The organism is Gordonia sp. NPDC058843, from assembly GCF_042743165.1.
In the GTDB taxonomy this organism is placed as follows: Bacteria; Actinomycetota; Actinomycetes; order Mycobacteriales; family Mycobacteriaceae; genus Gordonia.
The window spans coordinates 48,870-67,143 of record NZ_JBHYNC010000029.1; the positions used below are offsets into that span (position 1 = coordinate 48,870).

Here is an 18,274-nt window from a genome sequence, read left to right on the forward strand (position 1 = left end):
TTACGAGAACACAACACATGAAGAGAACACTTTTCGACACCGAGCACGATCAATTCCGTGACACGGTCCGGGCCTTCCTGCTCTCCGAGGCCGTACCGCACACCGCGGACTGGGAGGCAGCCGGCGAGGTCGGGCGCGATTTCTGGACCGCGGCAGCGAATCAGGGCCTGGTCGGTTTCGCGGCACCCGAGGAGTATGGCGGCGCCGGCTTGCGCGACTTCCGGTTCAACGCAGTCCTGAACGAGGAAGTGGTCCGCACCGGGACCGTCGGCGACGGGTTCTCGTTGACCAACGACATCGTGTTGCCCTACTTCCTCGACATCGCCTCTCCAGAGCAGCAGGAGCGGTGGCTGCCCGGCATCGTGAGTGGCGACACGGCGATCGCGATCGCCATGTCGGAGCCGGGTACTGGCTCGGACCTGCGTGCCATCAAGTCGACTGCCGTTCGCAGAGAGGGCGGTTGGAGGCTGAGCGGGTCCAAGACCTTCATCACCCGCGGCATCCAGGCCGACCTGATCATCGTGGCGGCACGGATACCGGAGGACGACGGCGGAGGTTTCGGCCTCTTCGTGGTCTCCGCCGACCAGGATGGATTCGAACGCGGCCGGAAGCTGGCGAAGATCGGGCGCAAAGCCCAGGACACAGCCGAACTCTTCTTCGAGGACGTACTGATCTCCGACGCAGACGTTCTCGGCGAACCGGGCAAGGGTCTGCACTACATGATGCGCAACCTCGCCCAGGAGCGGTTGTCGATGGCAGTGGTCGCCGTTGCGCAGGCCGAGCACGCAGTCGAGACAGCGGTCGCGTATGCGAAGGAGCGCAAGGCGTTCGGGCAACCCATCGGCAGTTTCCAAGCCAACCGATTCACTCTTGCAGAACTCACCACGCAGGTGTCGATAGCGCGTGTGTTCGTCGACCGGTGCATCGAGGCGCAGAATGCCGGCGAACTCGCCGCTGCCGAGGCGGCCGGGGCGAAGTTCTGGACCACGGAGCTGGAGTTCTCCGCTCTCGACACCTGCCTGCAGATGCACGGTGGGTACGGCTACATGGAGGAGTACGACGTCGCGCGACGGTGGCGGGACGCACGAGTGCAGCGAATCTACGGTGGTACGAACGAGATCATGCGCGAGATCGTGGGCCGCTCGCTCGGTCTGTGAGCCAGGTTTGAATCGGTGGTTGCCCGGGAAGAACTTTCGACCGGGCAACCACCGAGGTCATGGAGTCGAATCGACCACGCCGTCGGCGAGGAGGGATTCGATCTCGGCGGAGGAGTAGCCTGCCTCGCCGAGTACCGCTGTGGTGTCGGCGCCGGGCGCGCGACGTGGACGAGGCGACGTCGGCGGGTGGCCATCGAATCGCGGTGCAGGGGCGGGTTGGACGACATCGCCGATCGTGACGAAGGTGTCCCGTGCTCGATTGTGTGGGTGCTCGACCGCCTCGGACATTGTCAGAACCGTTGCGTAGCAGGTGTTTCGACCCTCGAACAGCGCGTTGAGTTCGGCCCGGTCGTATTCGGCGACGCGCTTCTCGAGAATGACGCGGTACTCATTCCATCGCTTCGAGTCGAGATGGTCGTGCCGCATCGCATCGGGCAGGTTCAGGACATCGCAGAGCTCGGCCCAGAACTGGTTCTCGATGGCGCCGATGCTCACCCATTTGCCATCCCTGGTCTCGTAGACGTCGTAGAAGAAGGCGCCGGTGTCGAGCAGGTTGGCGCCTCGTTCCTCGATGAAGTCGCCCTCGGCGCGGTACGAGTGGAACATCGCCATCAGGGCCGAAGCCCCGTCGATCATGGCGGCATCGACGACCCGACCTCCGTGACCAGCGCGGGCGGAGAGGATCCCGGCGAGCATGCCGAACGCGAGAAACGTCCCGCCACCGCCGAAGTCTCCGATCAGATTCAGTGGTGGAACCGGCTTTTCGTTCTTACGCCCGATCTGGTGCAGGGCGCCGGTGAGCGCGATGTAGTTGATGTCGTGGCCGGGAAGCTGGGCCATCGGACCGGTCTGGCCCCAACCCGTCATGCGACCGTAGACGAGATCCGGATTGCGCTCCAGGCAGTCCTCAGGCCCGACGCCGAGGCGCTCGGCGACGCCGGGGCGGAAGGTCTCGATGATCCCGTCGGCGTCTGCGCAGAGGCGACGCACGACGTCAGCGCCCCCGTCGGACTTGAGATCGACCGCGACGTGTCGGCGACTGCGGAAGAGGATGCCGTGACCGCCGACCGCCCAGGGGTTTCCCCCGGGTCGGTCGACGGTGATGACCTCGGCACCCATGTCCGCCAACATCATCGCCGCGAACGGGCCGGGGCCGATGCCCGCGAGCTCGATGATGCGGGTGCCGGCCAGCGGCGGGGTGGACGATGCGTTCACTTCTTCGCGACCACCGGCATGCCGCCCTTGTTCGCGGCGATGTCCGCATGCACCTCGTCGGGATTGGCCACGGCCATCTCCTTGTTGGCGCCGTCGGGGAGTTTGATCGCGTCGTTGAACTGTCGAAGCATGCTGAACGCGGCCTTCTCGTCATCGTGCGGTAGCACCCGTCCGACACGATCGGCGAGTGTGACGAGTGGGCTGATCGTCGGCAGGATATGCCGCCAACCGGTCTTCTCGACGCCCAGGGCATCCATGACGTGCGGCGGAATCCACGAGTGCAACAAACCATATGCGAGTTTGAGGCGACGCTCGTTCGTCATGAACTTGGCCACCGGACCCGGCAGCACCTCGACGTCGCCGGGCGGGTTCTCGACGCTGTACTCGATGATCGAGTGGACGACGTCGTGGCAGAGCTCGTCCGGCGGCAATTCGACCAGCGTGTGCAGATCGGTCTTGCGACGAGCGTCCTCATAGTCCGTGTGCAGAATGTCCTCGGGAACGCCGATCACGTATCCCACGTAACGGCTCAGGGCGAAGATGTCCTCGAGTTCGCGGTCGCTGAAACGGATTCCCGAGGACTGGACCGCGTCGGTGAACTTCACGCCGAACTGGCCTGCCTGCGTGACCATGCTGTCGAAGTTGTTGATCGGAATGCCCCAGCCGGCCCAGTCCCAGTGGTCGGACCGCCCGAGACTGTGACGAACCGCGGCATGGATCATGCGGACTTTCGCTGTGAGACGAAAGCCCTCCTCGAAGCGCGCCATCCCACCGGGTGTGTATGCCGCGACCACGTACCGGAAGCTCTCGATGAGCCTGGTCCCCACCTTGTCCTGCTCGCGAAGCCGACCGCTGAACAGCACCGGCCGGGTCGCGCTGTACATGGAGAAACCCCCGGCGATCGCACCCCAGGCGAGGACGGGAGGGACGATCGGGCCGGCCCGCCAGAAAGCGACCGCACCGCGGTAGAGCTGGTCGAAATCGACCCAGTCGGGGATGTGGTCGAGCTGGTCGAAGAGCGCGATCAGTCCGGGGCTGGGGTCGTCGATCGCATCGATACCGTGATCCAGGGCTTGGTCGAAGGTGCGCCACGTCGAGTTGTTGGACTTGTCCTTGAAGTCGAGCATCGCCGCGTAGGCATAGTCGTCGGCGAGCAGGGCGTGGTCGGTCAGCTTCTCGACCAGGTCGCGACCGTACATGGCGATCGCCCTGTCCTTGTTCGCAATTCGTCCCAAGTCGATTCCGCGCGGCAGTCCCGGCGGAACGTCGAGATCGCCGCGGAAACTGACCGGCTGCGTGTGTGGCTCGGTGATCGTCATCGCGCCTCCTAGGTGGGTGGTGGGTGATCGGTACGCCGACCTCGTGTGATCGTCGTTACACAGGAGGGTAGACCGAACTGAACACTGTGTCTACACTGATTGTCTGGCCGCATGTCTGCCGGTCTGTGACGCGATGTGCCCGCGGTCATCCGTGTCGCACGCGTCGCCCCGTCCCCCACAACGAGGAGTATCGATGTCGCCGCTGTCCCAGGACTCGAAGAATCCATCGGCGGCGCCGCCTCCGGAATCGCTGCCGCACCGGACCTTGCGTCAGCTGCTGGAATCCCGGTGGAGTTGCCGCGAGTTCCTCGCCCGCGAGGTACCACCGGCCGAGATCGAGCGAGTGCTCGACGTGGCGCGGCTGACTCCCTCGTGGTGCAACACCCAGCCGTGGCACGTCGACGTGCTGAGCGGGGGTGCCGCCGAAGGCTTGCGCGAGGCCTTGCGGGCCGCGATCGCGGACGGACCTGCGCAGAATCCCGACATCGAGTTCCCGGCTGCATATGACGGCGTCTACCAGGAGCGTCGCCGAGAGAGCGGCCTGCAGCTCTATGCAAGCCTCGGTATCGAGAAGTCGGACCGGGCCGGCTCGGCCCGACAGATGCTGCGCAACTTCGATTTCTTCGGTGCGCCGCATGTAGCGATCGTCACGACCGAGGCGGCACTGGGTCCCTACGGAGCGATCGACTGTGGATTGTTCGTGAGCAACTTCATCCTGGCGGCCCACGAGCTCGGGATCGCGACCGTCCCGCAAGCGGCGCTGGCGACGCAGTCGCCCGTGATCCGGGACTACCTCGGGTTGAAGCCCGAACGGCAAGTGGTCGTGGGTATCTCGTTCGGCTACCCCGACGGGGACGCGCCGGTCAACGCGTATCGCACCAGTAGGCAGTCGGTCGCGGAGGTGGCGACCTTCCACCGGGGTGCGGACTCATGACTCAGCAGTTCGTGCGAACGCAGGACGGCATCCGGATCTCGGTCCGAGATGTCGGAGACGGTCCGGGCGTCCTGCTGATCCACGGCTGGAGTCTCAGCGGCGAGGTGTGGGACCGGCAGATACGGGTGCTGGCCGAGAGCGGTCACCGGGTCGTCGCCATGGATCTTCGAGGACACGGACGATCAGATGCACCCCTGGACGGTTACGACATCGACTCCCTGTACCGCGATGCCCTCGAGGTCATCGAGCAGCGTGGCCTGGGCGCAACCGCCCTCGTGGGTTGGTCGCTGGGAGGGATGGTCGCCCTCCGCCTGGCGCATGAATGCCCCGATCTCACACGGTCTCTCGTGTTGGTCGCCACCAACGGCGTTGCGGCGGCCCGGTTTGCGAACTTCCCCTTCGGTGTGCGCCCCGAAGGGCCTCTGGAGAGTCTGCTCGCCGCTGAGCACGCCGACCGCATCTCCCTGCGGCGGCAGGCCGTCGGTGATCCGTTCAAGGGCGGCGCGCCTGACCCGCACATCCTGGACTGGCTGCACCGGATCTCGCTGCAAACGCCCAGCTGGGCCGCCCGCGCTGCCCTGCGCACGCTGATGTGCACCGAACAGACGCACCTGCTCGAGAATCTCTCCGTACCGGTGACCCAGATCATCGGTACCGCGGACCCGGCGCTGTCGGTTCGCGGTGCACGGTGGGTGCGCGAGCGACTGGACAGCACACTCGTGGGGCTCGACGTCGGGCACTATCCGATGCTGGAGTGCCCGGACGACTTCGACGCGGCATTGCTCCGCGGAGTGAGTGCGGTGCGGTCGCGCGTGACGTGACATCCCACGGGCAGACGTCGTGTCCGGACATCGAGTATGATGCCGCTATGGCATCGAGTTCTTTTGTGCGGCGGCGCCCCCGTGACTACGACGGGAGTTCCTCTGCTGAGCTCGCGGTGTTCCGGGCGACCGAGGAACTGCTCACCTCGACCTCTCTCCAGGATCTGACCGTTGCTCAGATCCTGGAGACCGCAGGTCTGTCCCGGGCCAACTTCTACCACTACTTTGCCAACAAGTACGACGTCCTGGTGGCGCTTCTGGGACGAGTGTTCGACGAGTCGTACGGAGCTGACGCGCCGTGGTCCACCGATCCCGGACGTGACCGGGCGCGTCGCATGGGCTCGAGTCTCGAGCACACGCTCGAGATGTGGTCGCGACACGGCGCGGTCATCTGCGCGGTCATCGAGCACATGCACAGCAAGCCCGCGGTTGCGGCGGCGTGGCAGCGGATGTTCGAGCAGTTCGTCGCGGCTGTCGCAGAACAGATCAAGTTCGAGCGAGCCGAGGGACGCGCTCCCGACGGCGCTCCCGCGGAGATGCTGGCCTCGATGCTGGTCGGCGGTTCCGAGCGAGCTTTCTACGTCAGCACGCGGGGGCTGGATGACCGGCTCCCCGCGGCGGCGAGTGTCACCACGTCGCTGAGCGCGATCAACGAAGCGGCCATCTACGGCGGCCGAACGGTGCCGAAGGGTCGACGCAAGAAGGCGAGTGATGCCGCCGACGCGAGGCGGGAGCTGCTGCCCTCGATCGACAACCCTGCGGTGGAGACCGAGACGGCGCAGAACATCCTCCAGGCCATGCGCGAACTACTGCTCACCGAGACCTTGGCCGAGTTGTCCGTCGCGAAGATCCTGAAGCAGTCGAACATTTCTCGCGCGTCCTTCTACTTCTACTTCCGGAGCAAAGAAGACGCCTTTGTCGTTCTGTTCCGCCAGGCGGCGGCCGAGATCGTCGCCGCGTTGACCGCGGTTGCCGACGTCGATCGGCAGGACCCGTCGGCTCTGCTCGAGCAGGTCGGACAGTGGCTGCATCTCGACGGGCACGCGGGCGCCGTGATCAAGAACGCCGTGCACGAGTGGCCACGCCTGCCGGAGTTGCGCGCCGAGTACCTCGCCGCCATGAACGCCATGGAGACGACCCTGGAGTCGATCATCGTCGCCGATCGAGCACGAGGGTTGGCGCCGGCGGGCCCGCCGGCCAGTGAGTACACAGCCACGCTGCTGTGGACCATCGAGCGCACCATCGCGGGATCGCTCGCCGGCGAGACGCATCTCGACGACATCGACGCGGTCACCGACATGGTGGCGAGATTCATGTACGCGTCGATCTACGGAAAGCGCTGAAGCACAGTCGCATTCAGCCCTTCGCGCCGGTGGAGAACCGGGTGATCGCGGTTCGGAAACCGGGGCCGTCGACAAGGGCGGTCTGACCTGCGACCTCGACCTCGAAGGCATCCTCGAGGCGGTGGAGAAGCGCGGCGTTCAGACTGTGCTTGGTCGCGGCGTAGGCCTCGGTGGGTCCGGCAGCGAGTTTCCGGGCAACGGACTCGGCGTGGTCGGCGAGAACCGCGTCGTCGACCACCGCGTCGATCAGCCCCCAGGAGAACGCGGTGTGGGCATCGACTCGTTCGGCCAGCAGCGCCATCCGCGACGCGCGGCCGAATCCCACCCGTGCACCGACGAGTAGCGATGCACCACCGTCGAGTGTGAGACCCACTCGTGAGAACGCCAGTGTGAACGACGACGACCTCGCCCCGACGACGTGGTCGCATGCGACCGCGACGGCGCAACCGACGCCAACCGCAGGACCGTTCACCGCGGCCACGACCGGCTTTCGCATCTCGCGCAACCCTCGGACGATCGGGTTGTAGAACCGCGTGAGTTCACGCTCGGTCCGCGGCGCCAGCCGGACTTCCGGACCGACATCGTCGAGCGCGAGATCCGCTCCCGCGCTGAATGCGCGACCTCGACCGGTGATGAGAACGCACCGCACGGTGTCATCGTTCGCAGCCGCGGTGACGGCACCGAGAAAGTCGCGTTGGAGCTTCTCGTCGAAGGCGTTGAGCGACGTCGGACGCCACAGAGTCAGGCGACGGACACCGTCGCCTTCGGCGATCTCGAGCGTTTCCGAGTGTGAGCTGACGGCCCAGTCGATCATGGGTCCCACGATAGGCCGGACGGAGAATCCATACAAGATGTATGGTCTGTGGGTCGGGCGTCCCATGCGGGCGGCGAAGTGATTGACATCACGTCTGAACACTCTGTATGCTCGCCGCATACTCCAGCCCGATGGGTGGGTCCCCGAAGCACCGGAAAGCGAAGCCACGATGAGTGTTACCGAGATGTCGACGAGCGCAGCGGCCACCGAATCCGGATCGGCCTTGGTCGGGGCGCGGTCCGCTTACGAGAGCGGTCGTACGCGACCGCTCTCGTGGCGCGTCGCCCAACTCGAGGGACTGCTGCGGTTCATAGACGAGTGTGAGCCGGCGATTGCGGCCGCGATCGAAGCCGATCTGGGGCGCGGGCCCATGGCGACGTTCATGGCCGATGTCGCACCTGTCCGACACGAGATCCGGCACTCGCTCGCCAATGTGGCGCGGTGGATGAAGCCCGAGAAGGTCCGGATGAGTGCGGCGACCGCGCCGGGCAAGGCGTGGGTGGTCTCCGAGCCGAAAGGTGTCGCGCTCATCCTCGGCGCCTGGAACTTTCCGATTCTGCTGACGCTCCACCCGCTGGTGAGCGCGCTCGCCGCGGGCAACGCCGCGGTGGTCAAGCCGTCGGAGCTGTCGGCGGCTACCGCACGGCTGCTGTCCGAGCAGTTGCCGCGCTACCTGGACGCCGGGGCAGTCCGCGTCGTATTGGGGGATGCGGAGATCAGTGCCGCGCTGGCGGCTCAGCCGTTCGATCACACCTTCTTCACCGGTTCGACGTCGATCGGCCGCGCGGTCATGGAGGCGAGCGCTCGAAATCTCACGCCGGTCACTCTCGAACTCGGGGGTAAGAGTCCGGTGATCGTGACCGCCGATGCCGATCTGGACGTCGCCGCGAGACGAATCGCGTGGGCGAAGTCGGTGAACGCCGGCCAGACGTGCACCGCCCCCGACTATGTCCTCGTCGAAGAATCGGTGCGGCCGGCGCTGGTCGCGCGACTGCTCGAGGAGCTACCCCTGCGCGGTGCGCATGACACCACTCGCATCGTCAATCAGCGTCACGTCGACCGCTTACGACGTGCACTCCAGACGCATCGCGGCGAACAGTACGGCGGTGAGATCGACGACGCCAAGCGGACGATCAAGCCTGCGCTGGTCACCGATCCTGATCCGGACTCCGAACTGATGCAGGAGGAGATCTTCGGTCCGGTGTTGCCACTGATCTCGGTACCCGACCTCGATGCCGCGATCGCCTTCGTCAACTCTCGACCGAAACCTCTTGCGCTGTATCTCTTCACCGAGTCGAAGGCTGTTGCGGACGCGGTCGTGGCGCGAACGTCGTCGGGCTCGGTGTCGGTGAATCACCTGCTGTATCAGCTTCTCGTCCCCGAGCTCCCGTTCGGCGGTGTGGGTGCTTCCGGGATGGGGAACTACCACGGGCGGAATGGGTTCGACACCTTCAGCCACCGCAAGGCGGTTCTGAGCAAGCCCGCTCGCCCGGATCTGGCAGCGACCTATCCGCCCTACGGTCGCGTCATGGAGAAGGTGCTGCGTCGACTGATGGGCTGATCCGCCCGCCGGGGCGCTGCCGGTGGCCGATCGGCCTCATCGCGGCCTCGTCTCGCGAACCCGAGCTGCTGACACTTGACAGAATACGTCTCATGTCTGCTAGCCTCAGACCTGCCGACGTGTCGGGGGTCACAGTAGATGAACTAAAGGCTTTAGGCCACAGCCCGCTATCGCGCGACGTGGTCGCCGTGGCGCGCCACAGGGTGGTCAAACGTCCCAGATATTCAGAGGCGGACCGAAACCCGAGCACTACCGACGCGGATCGCTTCGCGACAACTCGAGAGGATCATCAATGACCGTCAGTGCTCTGGGTGAGCGCAGTCCAGGAGTGAGGTCGGCTGACGCACTCCGCAGGGTGGGTGGCGGCGTGATCGACCGGATCACACGCAGCCTGGCGACCATCGGCCGGTCGGCGCGCCTTGCGATGGAGATGATCCGGTTCGCGATCACCGACGCGATCTCGCTGCGCCTGGCCGGTGCCGAGGTGATCGATCAGATGTGGAAGCTGTTCAAGGTCACCGCGCTACCCGCACTTCTCATGGCGGTACCGATCGGCGCCGAGGTCTCGGTGCAGGTCGGCGGTGTCATGGACCAGGTCGGCGCGAACTCGCTCGCCGGCGCCGCCTCCGGCCTGGGTGTCGTGAACCAGGGCGCGCCCATGGCGGCCGGTCTCCTGATGAGCGGCGCCGCGGCATCGGCGATCGCCTCGGACCTCGGCGCGCGGTCCATTCGGGAGGAGATCGAGGCGATGCGGGTCATCGGCGTCAATCCGGTCCAGCGGCTCATCGTGCCCCGATTCCTGGCGATGCTCGCCATTGCCCCGGCCTTGTGCGTCATGATCATCGCGTCGGGAGTTGCTGCCGGACTGGCGATCTCGGCCAACGTGAACGACGTGGTCCCGGCCAGCTTCTGGCAGTCCTTCGGAACCTTCGCGACCCCGACGGACTTGATGTTCTCCGTGCTCAAGTCGGTCCTGTTCGCGTTCATCGTCGTGGTGATCGCCAGCCTGCGCGGGCTCGAGGCGAAGGGCGGACCGAAGGGTGTTGCCAACGCGGTCAACGCCTCGGTGGTCCTGAGCGTCCTCTGCATCTTCATGACGAACATGGCGGTCAGCCAGCTGCAGGCCATGTTCTTCCCGGCTCGATTGGCGTGACGAGATGACAACACAGACAGTTCCTCGATCCGGCGGACTGAGCCGGCTGGGCCGTTCGGTGGGCGAACGCTTCACCAACGCGTTCGCAACACTCGGCCAGATCGTCTTGTTCGTGGGCAAGACATTCGCCCTGCTACCCACGACGATCCGGCACTACCGCAAGCAGACGATGAAGACCATGAACGACATGGCCTGGGGCAGCGGGTCGATCATCGTCGACGGCGGTGTCGTGAGCCTGATGTTCTTCCTCGGGATCGCCGTCGGATCGGTCGTGGCGATCATGGCCTTCATGGCATTCGACCTTCTCGGCTTCGGCGCGCTGACCGGAATCATCAACTCGTTCGGCAACATCCGTGTCGTCGCGCCGATCATCACCGGCATCGGGTTCGCGGCTCAGGCGGGATGCCGGATGACCGCCGAGATCGGCGCGATGCGGATCTCGGAGGAGATCGACGCCACCGAGACCATGGGTCTGCGCGCCATCCCGTTCGTCGTCGGGACCCGATTGATCGGCGGGATGCTCGTGGTCTTGCCCAGCTACCTGATGGCACTGGTCGTCAGCTTCCTCACGGGCGGACTGATCGTGAAGCTCTTCCACGACCAACCCGAGGGGACCTACGACCACTATTTCGCCCAATTCGTGTCGATACCCGACTTACTCGCGTCGGTGACAAAGGCACTCATCTTCTGTGCGGTCATCACCATCATCCACTGCTACTACGGGTATTTCGCCTCCGGCGGACCGGCGGGTGTCGGCGCGGCGTCCGGGCGGGCGATCCGAGCCAGCCTGGTAGCCATCGTTGTCCTCAATTTCCTCATGACCGTGGCCATCTGGGGCCTCAATCCGGTCCTTCCGTTCAGGGGTTGACGTGTCGTCATACAGCAGTCAGGACTTCCTCCGCGGAGACGCTCGCGGCCAGACGCGGACGCTGGTACGCGCCGGCATCATCGCGATCGCCGTCATCGCCGTCATCGTGACGGTCTTCGCCGTGGTCTACCCGCGGGTCACCGCGCCCAAGGGCACCGACCTACACCTCGTGTTGCCCGCGCTCGGACCGGGTGTGGACACGGGGAGCCGAATACTGTTGCGGGGCGCCGAAGTCGGCGAAGTGACCGCCATCGACTCCACCGACCCCGACGTCGTGCACGTCGACGTGGTGCTCGACCCGCAGGCCGCCGAGAGCCTCACGGATTCGTTCGAGGTCGACTACCGTCCGCAGAACTACTTCGGCGTCACCGCGGTCAACCTCATCGCGATGCCGGGCGGGGCAGAGCTCACCAGCGGGCAGACCCTTCGCCGTTCCTCGGCACCCGACTTCACGATGTCGACGATGATCGAGCGGAGTTCGATCGTCGTCGACGGAACGCTGACACGAGACATGATCGACAGCCTCGACGAGGTGATGCGTTATGCGGACGGGTTGTCGCCGCTGATCGAGACCGCGATCATCTTCACCGACAAGGTCGCGCGGACCCAACGGCACATGCCCAGCACACTGCTGCGCGAGATGAACGACCTCGCCGAGGCATTCCCGGGATTCAACCGAGAGGCGATGAAGGCGCTCGATGCGATCACGGGGAGCGTTTTCAACAAGATGCCCGACGGCTCGCGGGGTGTCGACGAGGCCTACCACGAACTCATGGACCGTTCGCTGACGGTGGCCTCGGACGGTTTGTTCGGTGCGGTCGGCGTGCTCCTCTCTTCCCATGCGGCCGATCTGACGCCCTTGGTCACCTCGTTCAAGTATCTGATCGACCCTGTACCGCAGATGATCGGCGGCGGTGCATCAATGGTGAAGACACGAAAGGCAATCGAGCAGTTGCGCAACAGTTTCCGAGGTGATGACGCGAGTAAGACGCTGCAGCTTCGCCTCCTGCTGGACAGTGTTCCCGCCGTGTCGGGTCCGCTGGAACGCATGCGATCCATCGACGCCGAACGAGCAGGAGGTAATTGAGATGGCATCTCGTAGCACAGTCATCGCCGGCTCCAAGGTCGCAGTGGTCGCGGCGGTCACGGTCATGTTGTTCATCCTCGTGGTGAACGCGATGCGCAATCCGGTCGACGCCAGCGTGGTGACTTACCGGGCCGACTTCACCGACGCCTCGGGTCTGCACGACAATGGCGACGTCCGGTTCCGCGGCAAGCGAATCGGTAAGATCGTCTCGGTCGATCTCGAGCGGAACGACGACGGAACGCCCTTCGCGCACGTCGAGTTCACCATGGATGACAGCCAGAAGCTGACATCGACCTCGACCCTGGCGATCAAGTACCAGAACCTCACCGGGGTGCGCTATCTGGACCTGCAGCCCGGTGAGACACCGGGACGCATGGTGAGCCACGCGACGACCGCGCAGACACTTCCGTCTTTCGACATCACCTCGCTGTTCAACGGACTCCAGCCGGTGTTGACCACGATGAACGCCGATGAGGTCAACCAGTTCAGCGAGAACGCCATCGCTCTTCTTCAAGGTGACGGCAGCGGGCTCGGGCCGATGCTCGAGAGCACCCAGAAGCTTGCGCGATTCGCCGAGAACCGCCAGCAGCTCATCTCGACGCTGACGACCAATCTGTCCCGGATCGCGGACACGATGGGCGGCAGATCCCCGCAGGTGATGGGCTTCCTGGAGGCGGTCGATCTGCCGATCAGCAACGCCATGACGGTTCTGGACGAGTTCGCGGTGACCGCGAGTGCGGGGCCGGCACTGTTCGAACCGATCGAGAGGCTTCTGGTGGCGCTCGGTGTCAACGAGGAATTCGATGTCGATGTGTTCCTCAAGAACTCCTTCTCGTCCATGCAGGAAGCGCTGAAGTCCTTCCAGCTGATGCCCAATGCTCTTGCAGGCCTGCGTGGCATCGATACGCACGCGTCTTTCAGCAAGGAATGCGCCAATGGTCGCGCCCACATCCCATCCGATGTGCGAGTCCTGATGTCCGGTAGCGAGGTGGTCCTGTGCAATCGATGAACCAGAAGGGGATTCGTAGATTCACGTCCAACGACGGAGTCCTCGGAGTGATCGTCGTGATCGTGGTCGTGGCGCTCCTCGGCACTCTCGCGATCATCTATCTGCGTCCGCCGGGCCAGAAGACGATCACCTTCGAGGTCACCGACGCGTCGGCGATCGAGTCCGGGCAGGACGTGCGCGTGGCAGGCATCAGCATCGGCAAGGTGTCGGAGGTTGCGCTCCAACCGGATCGGGTCAAGGTCACTGCGCGTATCGACAAGGACACGTTCGTGGGCGACCAGACGAAGATGGAGGTCCGGATGCTCACGCCGGTGGGCGGATACGCGATCACCATGATCCCGCTCGGTCGGGAGGAACTCACGTCCCCGATCCCGGCCGGCCGGGTGACCGTTCCGTATTCGATCGGCGACGTGATCCAAGCCGTGCCCGGTACGACCGACACGGTCGACACCCGCGAGGTCAACGCGAACCTCGATCAGGTCGCCGGTGCGCTGGACGGAAACGACACCTCGCTGCGTTCCATCGTGGCCGGGCTCGAGTCGGTGACCTCGGTGTTCGACAAGCAGCGCGGCCAGGTCCACCAGATCGCCTCGCTGGCTTCGGAATACCTACAGACGTTCAACGGGAATCGCGAGTTCGTCTTCGAGCTGATCCGGAAGATCGACATGGTCGTGAGCACGTACCACGTCAACTCCGCGGGCTTCAACTACGCCTACAAGCTGTTCGCGAACGTCCTCATGAAACTTGCTCCGTTCATGCGGTTCTACCTCAACCACAGTGAACTGGTCTCCACGCACGTGAATCAGATGAAGGACACGATCATCCGCCTGCAACAACAGCTCGGGCCCGCCATCGACGGATTGATGGACACGCGGAAGAAGCTGGCGCAGTGGATCACTCCCGAGGGGATGCGTCAGGTCGGCGGCGGCACCCTGTGGACCGAGAACGTGTGCATCCCCATTCCCGGAAGGAACTGCTGATGAGAGCGCTGGTGGGGTCGTCGAAACGGCGTATCGCGATGTCGCTGGGGACGGTGGTGGTGTTGCTCGGTGTGATCACCACGATCGGGTTGACCTCGGCGGGTGCCACCGGCGTCGACGACAGTGCGCCCGGTGGCGACGGGTTCTGTGTCGACGTGACCGATACGATCGGCCTCTACAAAGGAAATCCCGTGACCCAGATGGGAATCCGTGTCGGTGCGATCGACCGGATCGAGAGCCGTGGTGACCACGTACGGATCACGTTCTCGCTGGACCCCGGACGGACATACCCCGCCGACGTCAAGGCCGTGACCAGATCCAAGTCGCTGTTGGCCGACCGGAGTCTGGAGCTGGTCGGCAATTATTCGGGCGGCCCCGCGTTGGCGGAAGGGCGATGCATCGGTGTGGAGAACTCGTTCACCCCGAAGAGCATCTCCGAGGTTGCCGCGTCGGCGTCGGACTTCTTGAAGTCGCTGTCGGACAATGGTGGTGATGATCTGGAGACCGCACTCGATGGCGCCGACCGCGCCTTCGCCGGGACCGGTCCGCAGGCGTCGCGGATGTTCGAGAACGCGGCCCGCGCGGCGCAGAATCCCGACGCGTTCGTCGCCGACATCGGTTCGTCCATCCGGGACATGGCACCGCTGACCGACGACGCGGTGAAGAACTGGGACCAGATCATGTCGATCATGAACCAGATGCCCTCGGTGACGCAGCTGGGGACGACCCTGTTCTACGACGTCGCCAGGTTCTGCCGGGGGATCGGCTGGACGATCGCGCTGATGTACGACATCCAGCGGAACTACGGCGAGGACATCCTGTGGCCACTGCTCCACGGACCGGTCGAGGACATCATCGCCTACGGCGCCCAGCGGGCTCCCGAACTCGGGCAACTCATGGCCATGACACCGTCGGTCGCCGCCGCCATGCGCCAGCAGGAATCGGTTTCGGGCGCCCTGTCGGTGCCCTATGTCGCACCGAAGATCGACGTCGGAGGCGGCAAGGCGGCACCTGTCAACGCACTGTCCATCCTGTTGCAGAAGGCGGGTCTCCAGAAATGATCGGTAGACGAACCGCGCTCGGCCTGGCCGTGTTGCTCGCGCTCGTGGTCGGACTCACCGGCTGTTCGGCGCTGAGTCCCAACCGGCTGCCATCGGTGAAGAGCAGTGTGCCGCTGGACTACGAGGTGACACTTCAGTTCGCGAGTGTGCTCAACCTGCCGGACGGGGCCGACGTCATGATGAACGGCATCCAGGTCGGCCGGGTGCAGTCCACCGAGACCACCGACGCAGGTGTCGACGTGGTGGTCGGTCTGACCGACGACCGTCCGGTTCCCGCGGCTTCCTCGGCGATCATCCGGCAGAACACGCCGCTCGGCGACACGTACCTCGCGCTTCAACCGCCGACCGGCGGCGGTGGGGGTGAGCTGCTACGCGACGGCAGCGTGATCCCGAGCGACCGTACGACATCCCCGCCACCGCTCGAGGACACCATCGCGGTCCTTGCCTACTTCATCAACGGCGGCAGCATCCAGAAGGTCCAGGACACGATGGCGACGCTGAATCGCACCATGCCGCCGATCAAGGATGTGCGGAGCATCGCGACCACGGTGTCGAAGGACCTCGATGATCTCTCGCGCCACACCGGGCAACTCGACCGCACTCTCAACAGCCTGAACGCGGTGGCCGGGTCCTTCTCCGACAGCCGACAGCAGATCGAGCACGTGTTCTCCGAGCAGGGCGAGCACTACTGGAAGACCGTGGCGAAAACTCTGGTGGCCCACATCAGTACGTTGCTGCCCTCTGTGGGGTCGGTGTTCACCGGCGGCCTCTTCCTCGTGCCGTTGCTGAACTCGACTGCCGATGCGGCCGAAGCCGGCCGCGGGATGTGGGACCAGGCACCCGCGACCGGGGCGGCGATGGCGACGTTCCTGGAGGACACGCTCATCCCGTTCGCCAAGAAGCCGTCGGTCAACATCGCCTCGGTGGAGGCCCCCTCGGTCCAGGCGGCCGGCAAGAAGGAACTGCTGGGCGACGCGAAGATGCTGCTGCGCATGTTGGGAGCGATCCGATGATCACCAAGACCCGGGTCTCGGTGCTGGCCATGCTGGCCATCGCGGGGCTGTCGATCGCCTACATACTCAGTGTGGGGCTGCACGTGAACTCCCCCTCTGCCCGGCACGCGACGATCACGGTGTCGGATACGAACGGGATTCTCGTCGGCTCTCGAGTTCTGCTGCGCGGCATCGAGATCGGTCACGTCACGAAGATCTCGCAGTCCTCTCGCGGTGCCGAGATCACCTGGAACTACGACAACACGGAGAACATCCCGGTCGAGAGCAACTTCCGCGTCGACAACCTCTCGGCGCTCGGGGAGGCCTACGTCGCGGTGATGCCGACCACGTCCGCCGGTCCCTATCTTGCCGACAACGCCTACATCCAGGGTGAGAACGTCTCCAACGCGGCCACCTTCAAGGATCTGTCCGAGCAGGTCACCGAGGTGCTCGGACAGACCGACCCCGACAAGGTCCAGCGTGTGTTCGCCGAACTCGACATGGGACTGCCCGACGGGATCGAGGTCATCGAGGATCTCAACAAGGCCGGGCGCGTGCTGGCAGCAGAGTTCACCGCTCGGGCAGACGAACTCACCACGTTGCTGGCCACCATGCAGCCGCTGCTCATGCGATCACAGGCAGTACCGGGACTGATGCGGGCGACGACTCCGCACCTGGCCGGGTTCGGAATCGGCTTCGCCGAACTCGAGTCGGGTGTCAAGGACGCCATCGACTGGAGTGGGCCCATGTACACCGGCATCACCGAGGGTGCGACGCCGCTGGTCGCAGCCCTGCAGAAGTTCCTCGACGACAGTGGCGCGGACCTCAAGATCATCGGTGACAATCTCTTGCCGGCCACTCGATCAGGCGCGGCATCTCTACGGACCGTCGACGTGGGCCGCGTACTGGACAACCTGATCAACGCGACTGATTCCGGGGCACTGGAAGTCCGCATCCCGGCAGGGGGGTGACGGTGACCGACACCCGCGCGACGAAGCGGGATCCCGCAGTGGACGGTGACAACCGTTCCGGCACAGATCGTTCAGCAGACACCGACAGGAGAGCGGCGATGACGAAAACCATCACCACCGATACGGGCACCGAATCCGGCACCGACGAGAACACCTCGCCGGCAGACGACGGGACAACGAAGCCAGAACCCGACGAGACATCGACGGCGGCACCCGACAAGGGCACCGAACACACGAAGACCAAGGGGCTGGCCGCGACGTCGGTGTCGCTGCGATCGATACTGATCGGAGCCGTCGCGGTACTCGTCGTCGGAGCGATGGCGCTGCTCGGCTGGCAGTGGATGAGCGCGTCGGACGAGGTGGACCGGCTGGAGGCGACCGCCGCCGACAACGCGGCGGCCGAGAAGGTCGCGCTCGACTACGCCACCGGTGCTGCCGACATGAGCTTCGAGAACCCCGATGAGTGGCGGACCCTGCTCACCAAGGGCACGTCCCCAGAACTCTCCGAGCGACTCCGGCGGGCGTCGACCCAGATGGAACAGCTCCTGCGTCCGCTGCAGTGGTCCTCGACCGCGCAGCCGATCGCCGCCAAAGTCGAATCGGTCGACGGCGACACCTACCAGGTCGTTGCCTTCGTCAACGTGCAGACGACCAATGTCCAGGCGCCCTCGGGGATCGAGTCCACGGCCACCTACCGGGTGACGATGGACAAGAGCCAGAACTGGCTGATCACAGCGATCAGCAGCACCGGATCGAACCTGGATGCCGACAGCGCCGGCAACGGTGACCCTGACGGGGAACAGGCGATCCCGGGGAACCCGCCCGCCGGCCAACCCGCACCCGCTGCCCCGCCTGTTCCGGGCAACTGACGACTACGAGAGCTGGAGAAGGACATGGGTGTTGAGGTCAGTGTCGAAGGACTCACCAAGTCGTTCGGTTCGCAGAACATTTGGCGTGATGTTTCGCTGACCCTGCCGGAGGGGGAGGTG

General features: G+C 65.0%; 17 protein-coding genes. 14 read left to right on the forward strand and 3 right to left on the reverse strand.

Annotation, left to right across the window (positions count from 1 at the left end; all coding sequences use genetic code 11):
- Positions 1 to 17: 17 nt before the first annotated feature.
- The gene (locus ACFW3F_RS17915) at positions 18 to 1,157 is read left to right on the forward strand and encodes an acyl-CoA dehydrogenase family protein (protein ID WP_388059707.1); all 1,140 of its coding nucleotides are present in this window, start codon (positions 18 to 20) and stop codon (positions 1,155 to 1,157) included.
- A 57-nt stretch (positions 1,158 to 1,214) separates the two neighbouring features.
- Here the strand turns inward: ACFW3F_RS17915 and ACFW3F_RS17920 are convergent, their stop codons facing one another.
- Both ACFW3F_RS17920 and ACFW3F_RS17925 read right to left on the reverse strand, forming a co-directional pair.
- Positions 1,215 to 2,372: a CaiB/BaiF CoA transferase family protein gene (locus ACFW3F_RS17920; RefSeq protein WP_388059709.1), complete on the reverse strand. Its 1,158-nt coding sequence runs from the start codon at positions 2,370 to 2,372 to the stop codon at positions 1,215 to 1,217.
- The gene (locus tag ACFW3F_RS17925) at positions 2,369 to 3,691 is read right to left on the reverse strand and encodes an oxygenase MpaB family protein (protein WP_388059711.1); all 1,323 of its coding nucleotides are present in this window, start codon (positions 3,689 to 3,691) and stop codon (positions 2,369 to 2,371) included. Before ACFW3F_RS17925 ends, ACFW3F_RS17920 begins: the two co-directional genes overlap by 4 nt.
- Before the next feature lie 193 nt (positions 3,692 to 3,884).
- Between ACFW3F_RS17925 and ACFW3F_RS17930 the strand changes: the two genes are divergently transcribed.
- The 3 genes from ACFW3F_RS17930 to ACFW3F_RS17940 are packed head-to-tail and all read left to right on the forward strand — an operon-like array spanning position 3,885 to position 6,789.
- Complete coding sequence (locus ACFW3F_RS17930; RefSeq protein ID WP_388059712.1) at positions 3,885 to 4,625, forward strand: nitroreductase; 741 nt, start codon at positions 3,885 to 3,887, stop codon at positions 4,623 to 4,625.
- Positions 4,622 to 5,446: an alpha/beta fold hydrolase gene (locus tag ACFW3F_RS17935; protein ID WP_388059714.1), complete on the forward strand. Its 825-nt coding sequence runs from the start codon at positions 4,622 to 4,624 to the stop codon at positions 5,444 to 5,446. The genes ACFW3F_RS17930 and ACFW3F_RS17935 overlap by 4 nt, the downstream gene beginning before the upstream one ends.
- Positions 5,447 to 5,493: 47 nt before the next feature.
- Positions 5,494 to 6,789 (forward strand): TetR/AcrR family transcriptional regulator, encoded by a 1,296-nt coding sequence (locus tag ACFW3F_RS17940; protein WP_388059715.1) that lies wholly within the window; start codon positions 5,494 to 5,496, stop codon positions 6,787 to 6,789.
- Between the two features lie 13 nt (positions 6,790 to 6,802).
- On the opposite strand, the gene ACFW3F_RS17945 is transcribed toward ACFW3F_RS17940, so the two are convergent.
- Positions 6,803 to 7,603: an enoyl-CoA hydratase/isomerase family protein gene (locus ACFW3F_RS17945; protein ID WP_388059716.1), complete on the reverse strand. Its 801-nt coding sequence runs from the start codon at positions 7,601 to 7,603 to the stop codon at positions 6,803 to 6,805.
- 169 nt (positions 7,604 to 7,772) lie between these two features.
- Here ACFW3F_RS17945 and ACFW3F_RS17950 point away from each other — a divergent pair, with 169 nt between their 5' ends.
- The 10 genes from ACFW3F_RS17950 (at position 7,773) to ACFW3F_RS17995 (ending at position 18,154) form a co-directional block, all read left to right on the forward strand.
- Entirely contained in the window at positions 7,773 to 9,164 is a 1,392-nt protein-coding gene (locus ACFW3F_RS17950; protein ID WP_388059718.1) for an aldehyde dehydrogenase family protein, read from the forward strand.
- A gap of 292 nt (positions 9,165 to 9,456) precedes the next feature.
- Positions 9,457 to 10,317 (forward strand): ABC transporter permease, encoded by an 861-nt coding sequence (locus ACFW3F_RS17955; RefSeq protein WP_388059720.1) that lies wholly within the window; start codon positions 9,457 to 9,459, stop codon positions 10,315 to 10,317.
- A 4-nt stretch (positions 10,318 to 10,321) separates the two neighbouring features.
- The gene (locus ACFW3F_RS17960) at positions 10,322 to 11,185 is read left to right on the forward strand and encodes an MlaE family ABC transporter permease (protein WP_388059722.1); all 864 of its coding nucleotides are present in this window, start codon (positions 10,322 to 10,324) and stop codon (positions 11,183 to 11,185) included.
- Between the two features lies 1 nt (position 11,186).
- Positions 11,187 to 12,272, forward strand: a complete 1,086-nt coding sequence (locus ACFW3F_RS17965; protein WP_388059724.1) for an MlaD family protein — start codon at positions 11,187 to 11,189, stop codon at positions 12,270 to 12,272.
- Between the two features lies 1 nt (position 12,273).
- Entirely contained in the window at positions 12,274 to 13,281 is a 1,008-nt protein-coding gene (locus tag ACFW3F_RS17970; RefSeq protein WP_388059726.1) for an MlaD family protein, read from the forward strand.
- On the forward strand, positions 13,278 to 14,261 hold the full coding sequence (locus ACFW3F_RS17975; protein ID WP_388059736.1) for an MlaD family protein: 984 nt from the start codon (positions 13,278 to 13,280) through the stop codon (positions 14,259 to 14,261). Before ACFW3F_RS17970 ends, ACFW3F_RS17975 begins: the two co-directional genes overlap by 4 nt.
- Positions 14,261 to 15,322: an MlaD family protein gene (locus ACFW3F_RS17980; RefSeq protein ID WP_388059728.1), complete on the forward strand. Its 1,062-nt coding sequence runs from the start codon at positions 14,261 to 14,263 to the stop codon at positions 15,320 to 15,322. Before ACFW3F_RS17975 ends, ACFW3F_RS17980 begins: the two co-directional genes overlap by 1 nt.
- Positions 15,319 to 16,335: an MlaD family protein gene (locus ACFW3F_RS17985; RefSeq protein ID WP_388059730.1), complete on the forward strand. Its 1,017-nt coding sequence runs from the start codon at positions 15,319 to 15,321 to the stop codon at positions 16,333 to 16,335. Before ACFW3F_RS17980 ends, ACFW3F_RS17985 begins: the two co-directional genes overlap by 4 nt.
- A complete protein-coding gene (locus ACFW3F_RS17990; RefSeq protein ID WP_388059732.1) occupies positions 16,332 to 17,285 on the forward strand; it encodes an MlaD family protein in 954 nt (317 codons plus the stop codon). The genes ACFW3F_RS17985 and ACFW3F_RS17990 overlap by 4 nt, the downstream gene beginning before the upstream one ends.
- Before the next feature lie 98 nt (positions 17,286 to 17,383).
- On the forward strand, positions 17,384 to 18,154 hold the full coding sequence (locus ACFW3F_RS17995; RefSeq protein WP_388059734.1) for a hypothetical protein: 771 nt from the start codon (positions 17,384 to 17,386) through the stop codon (positions 18,152 to 18,154).
- The last annotated feature ends 120 nt before the right edge of the window (positions 18,155 to 18,274 follow it).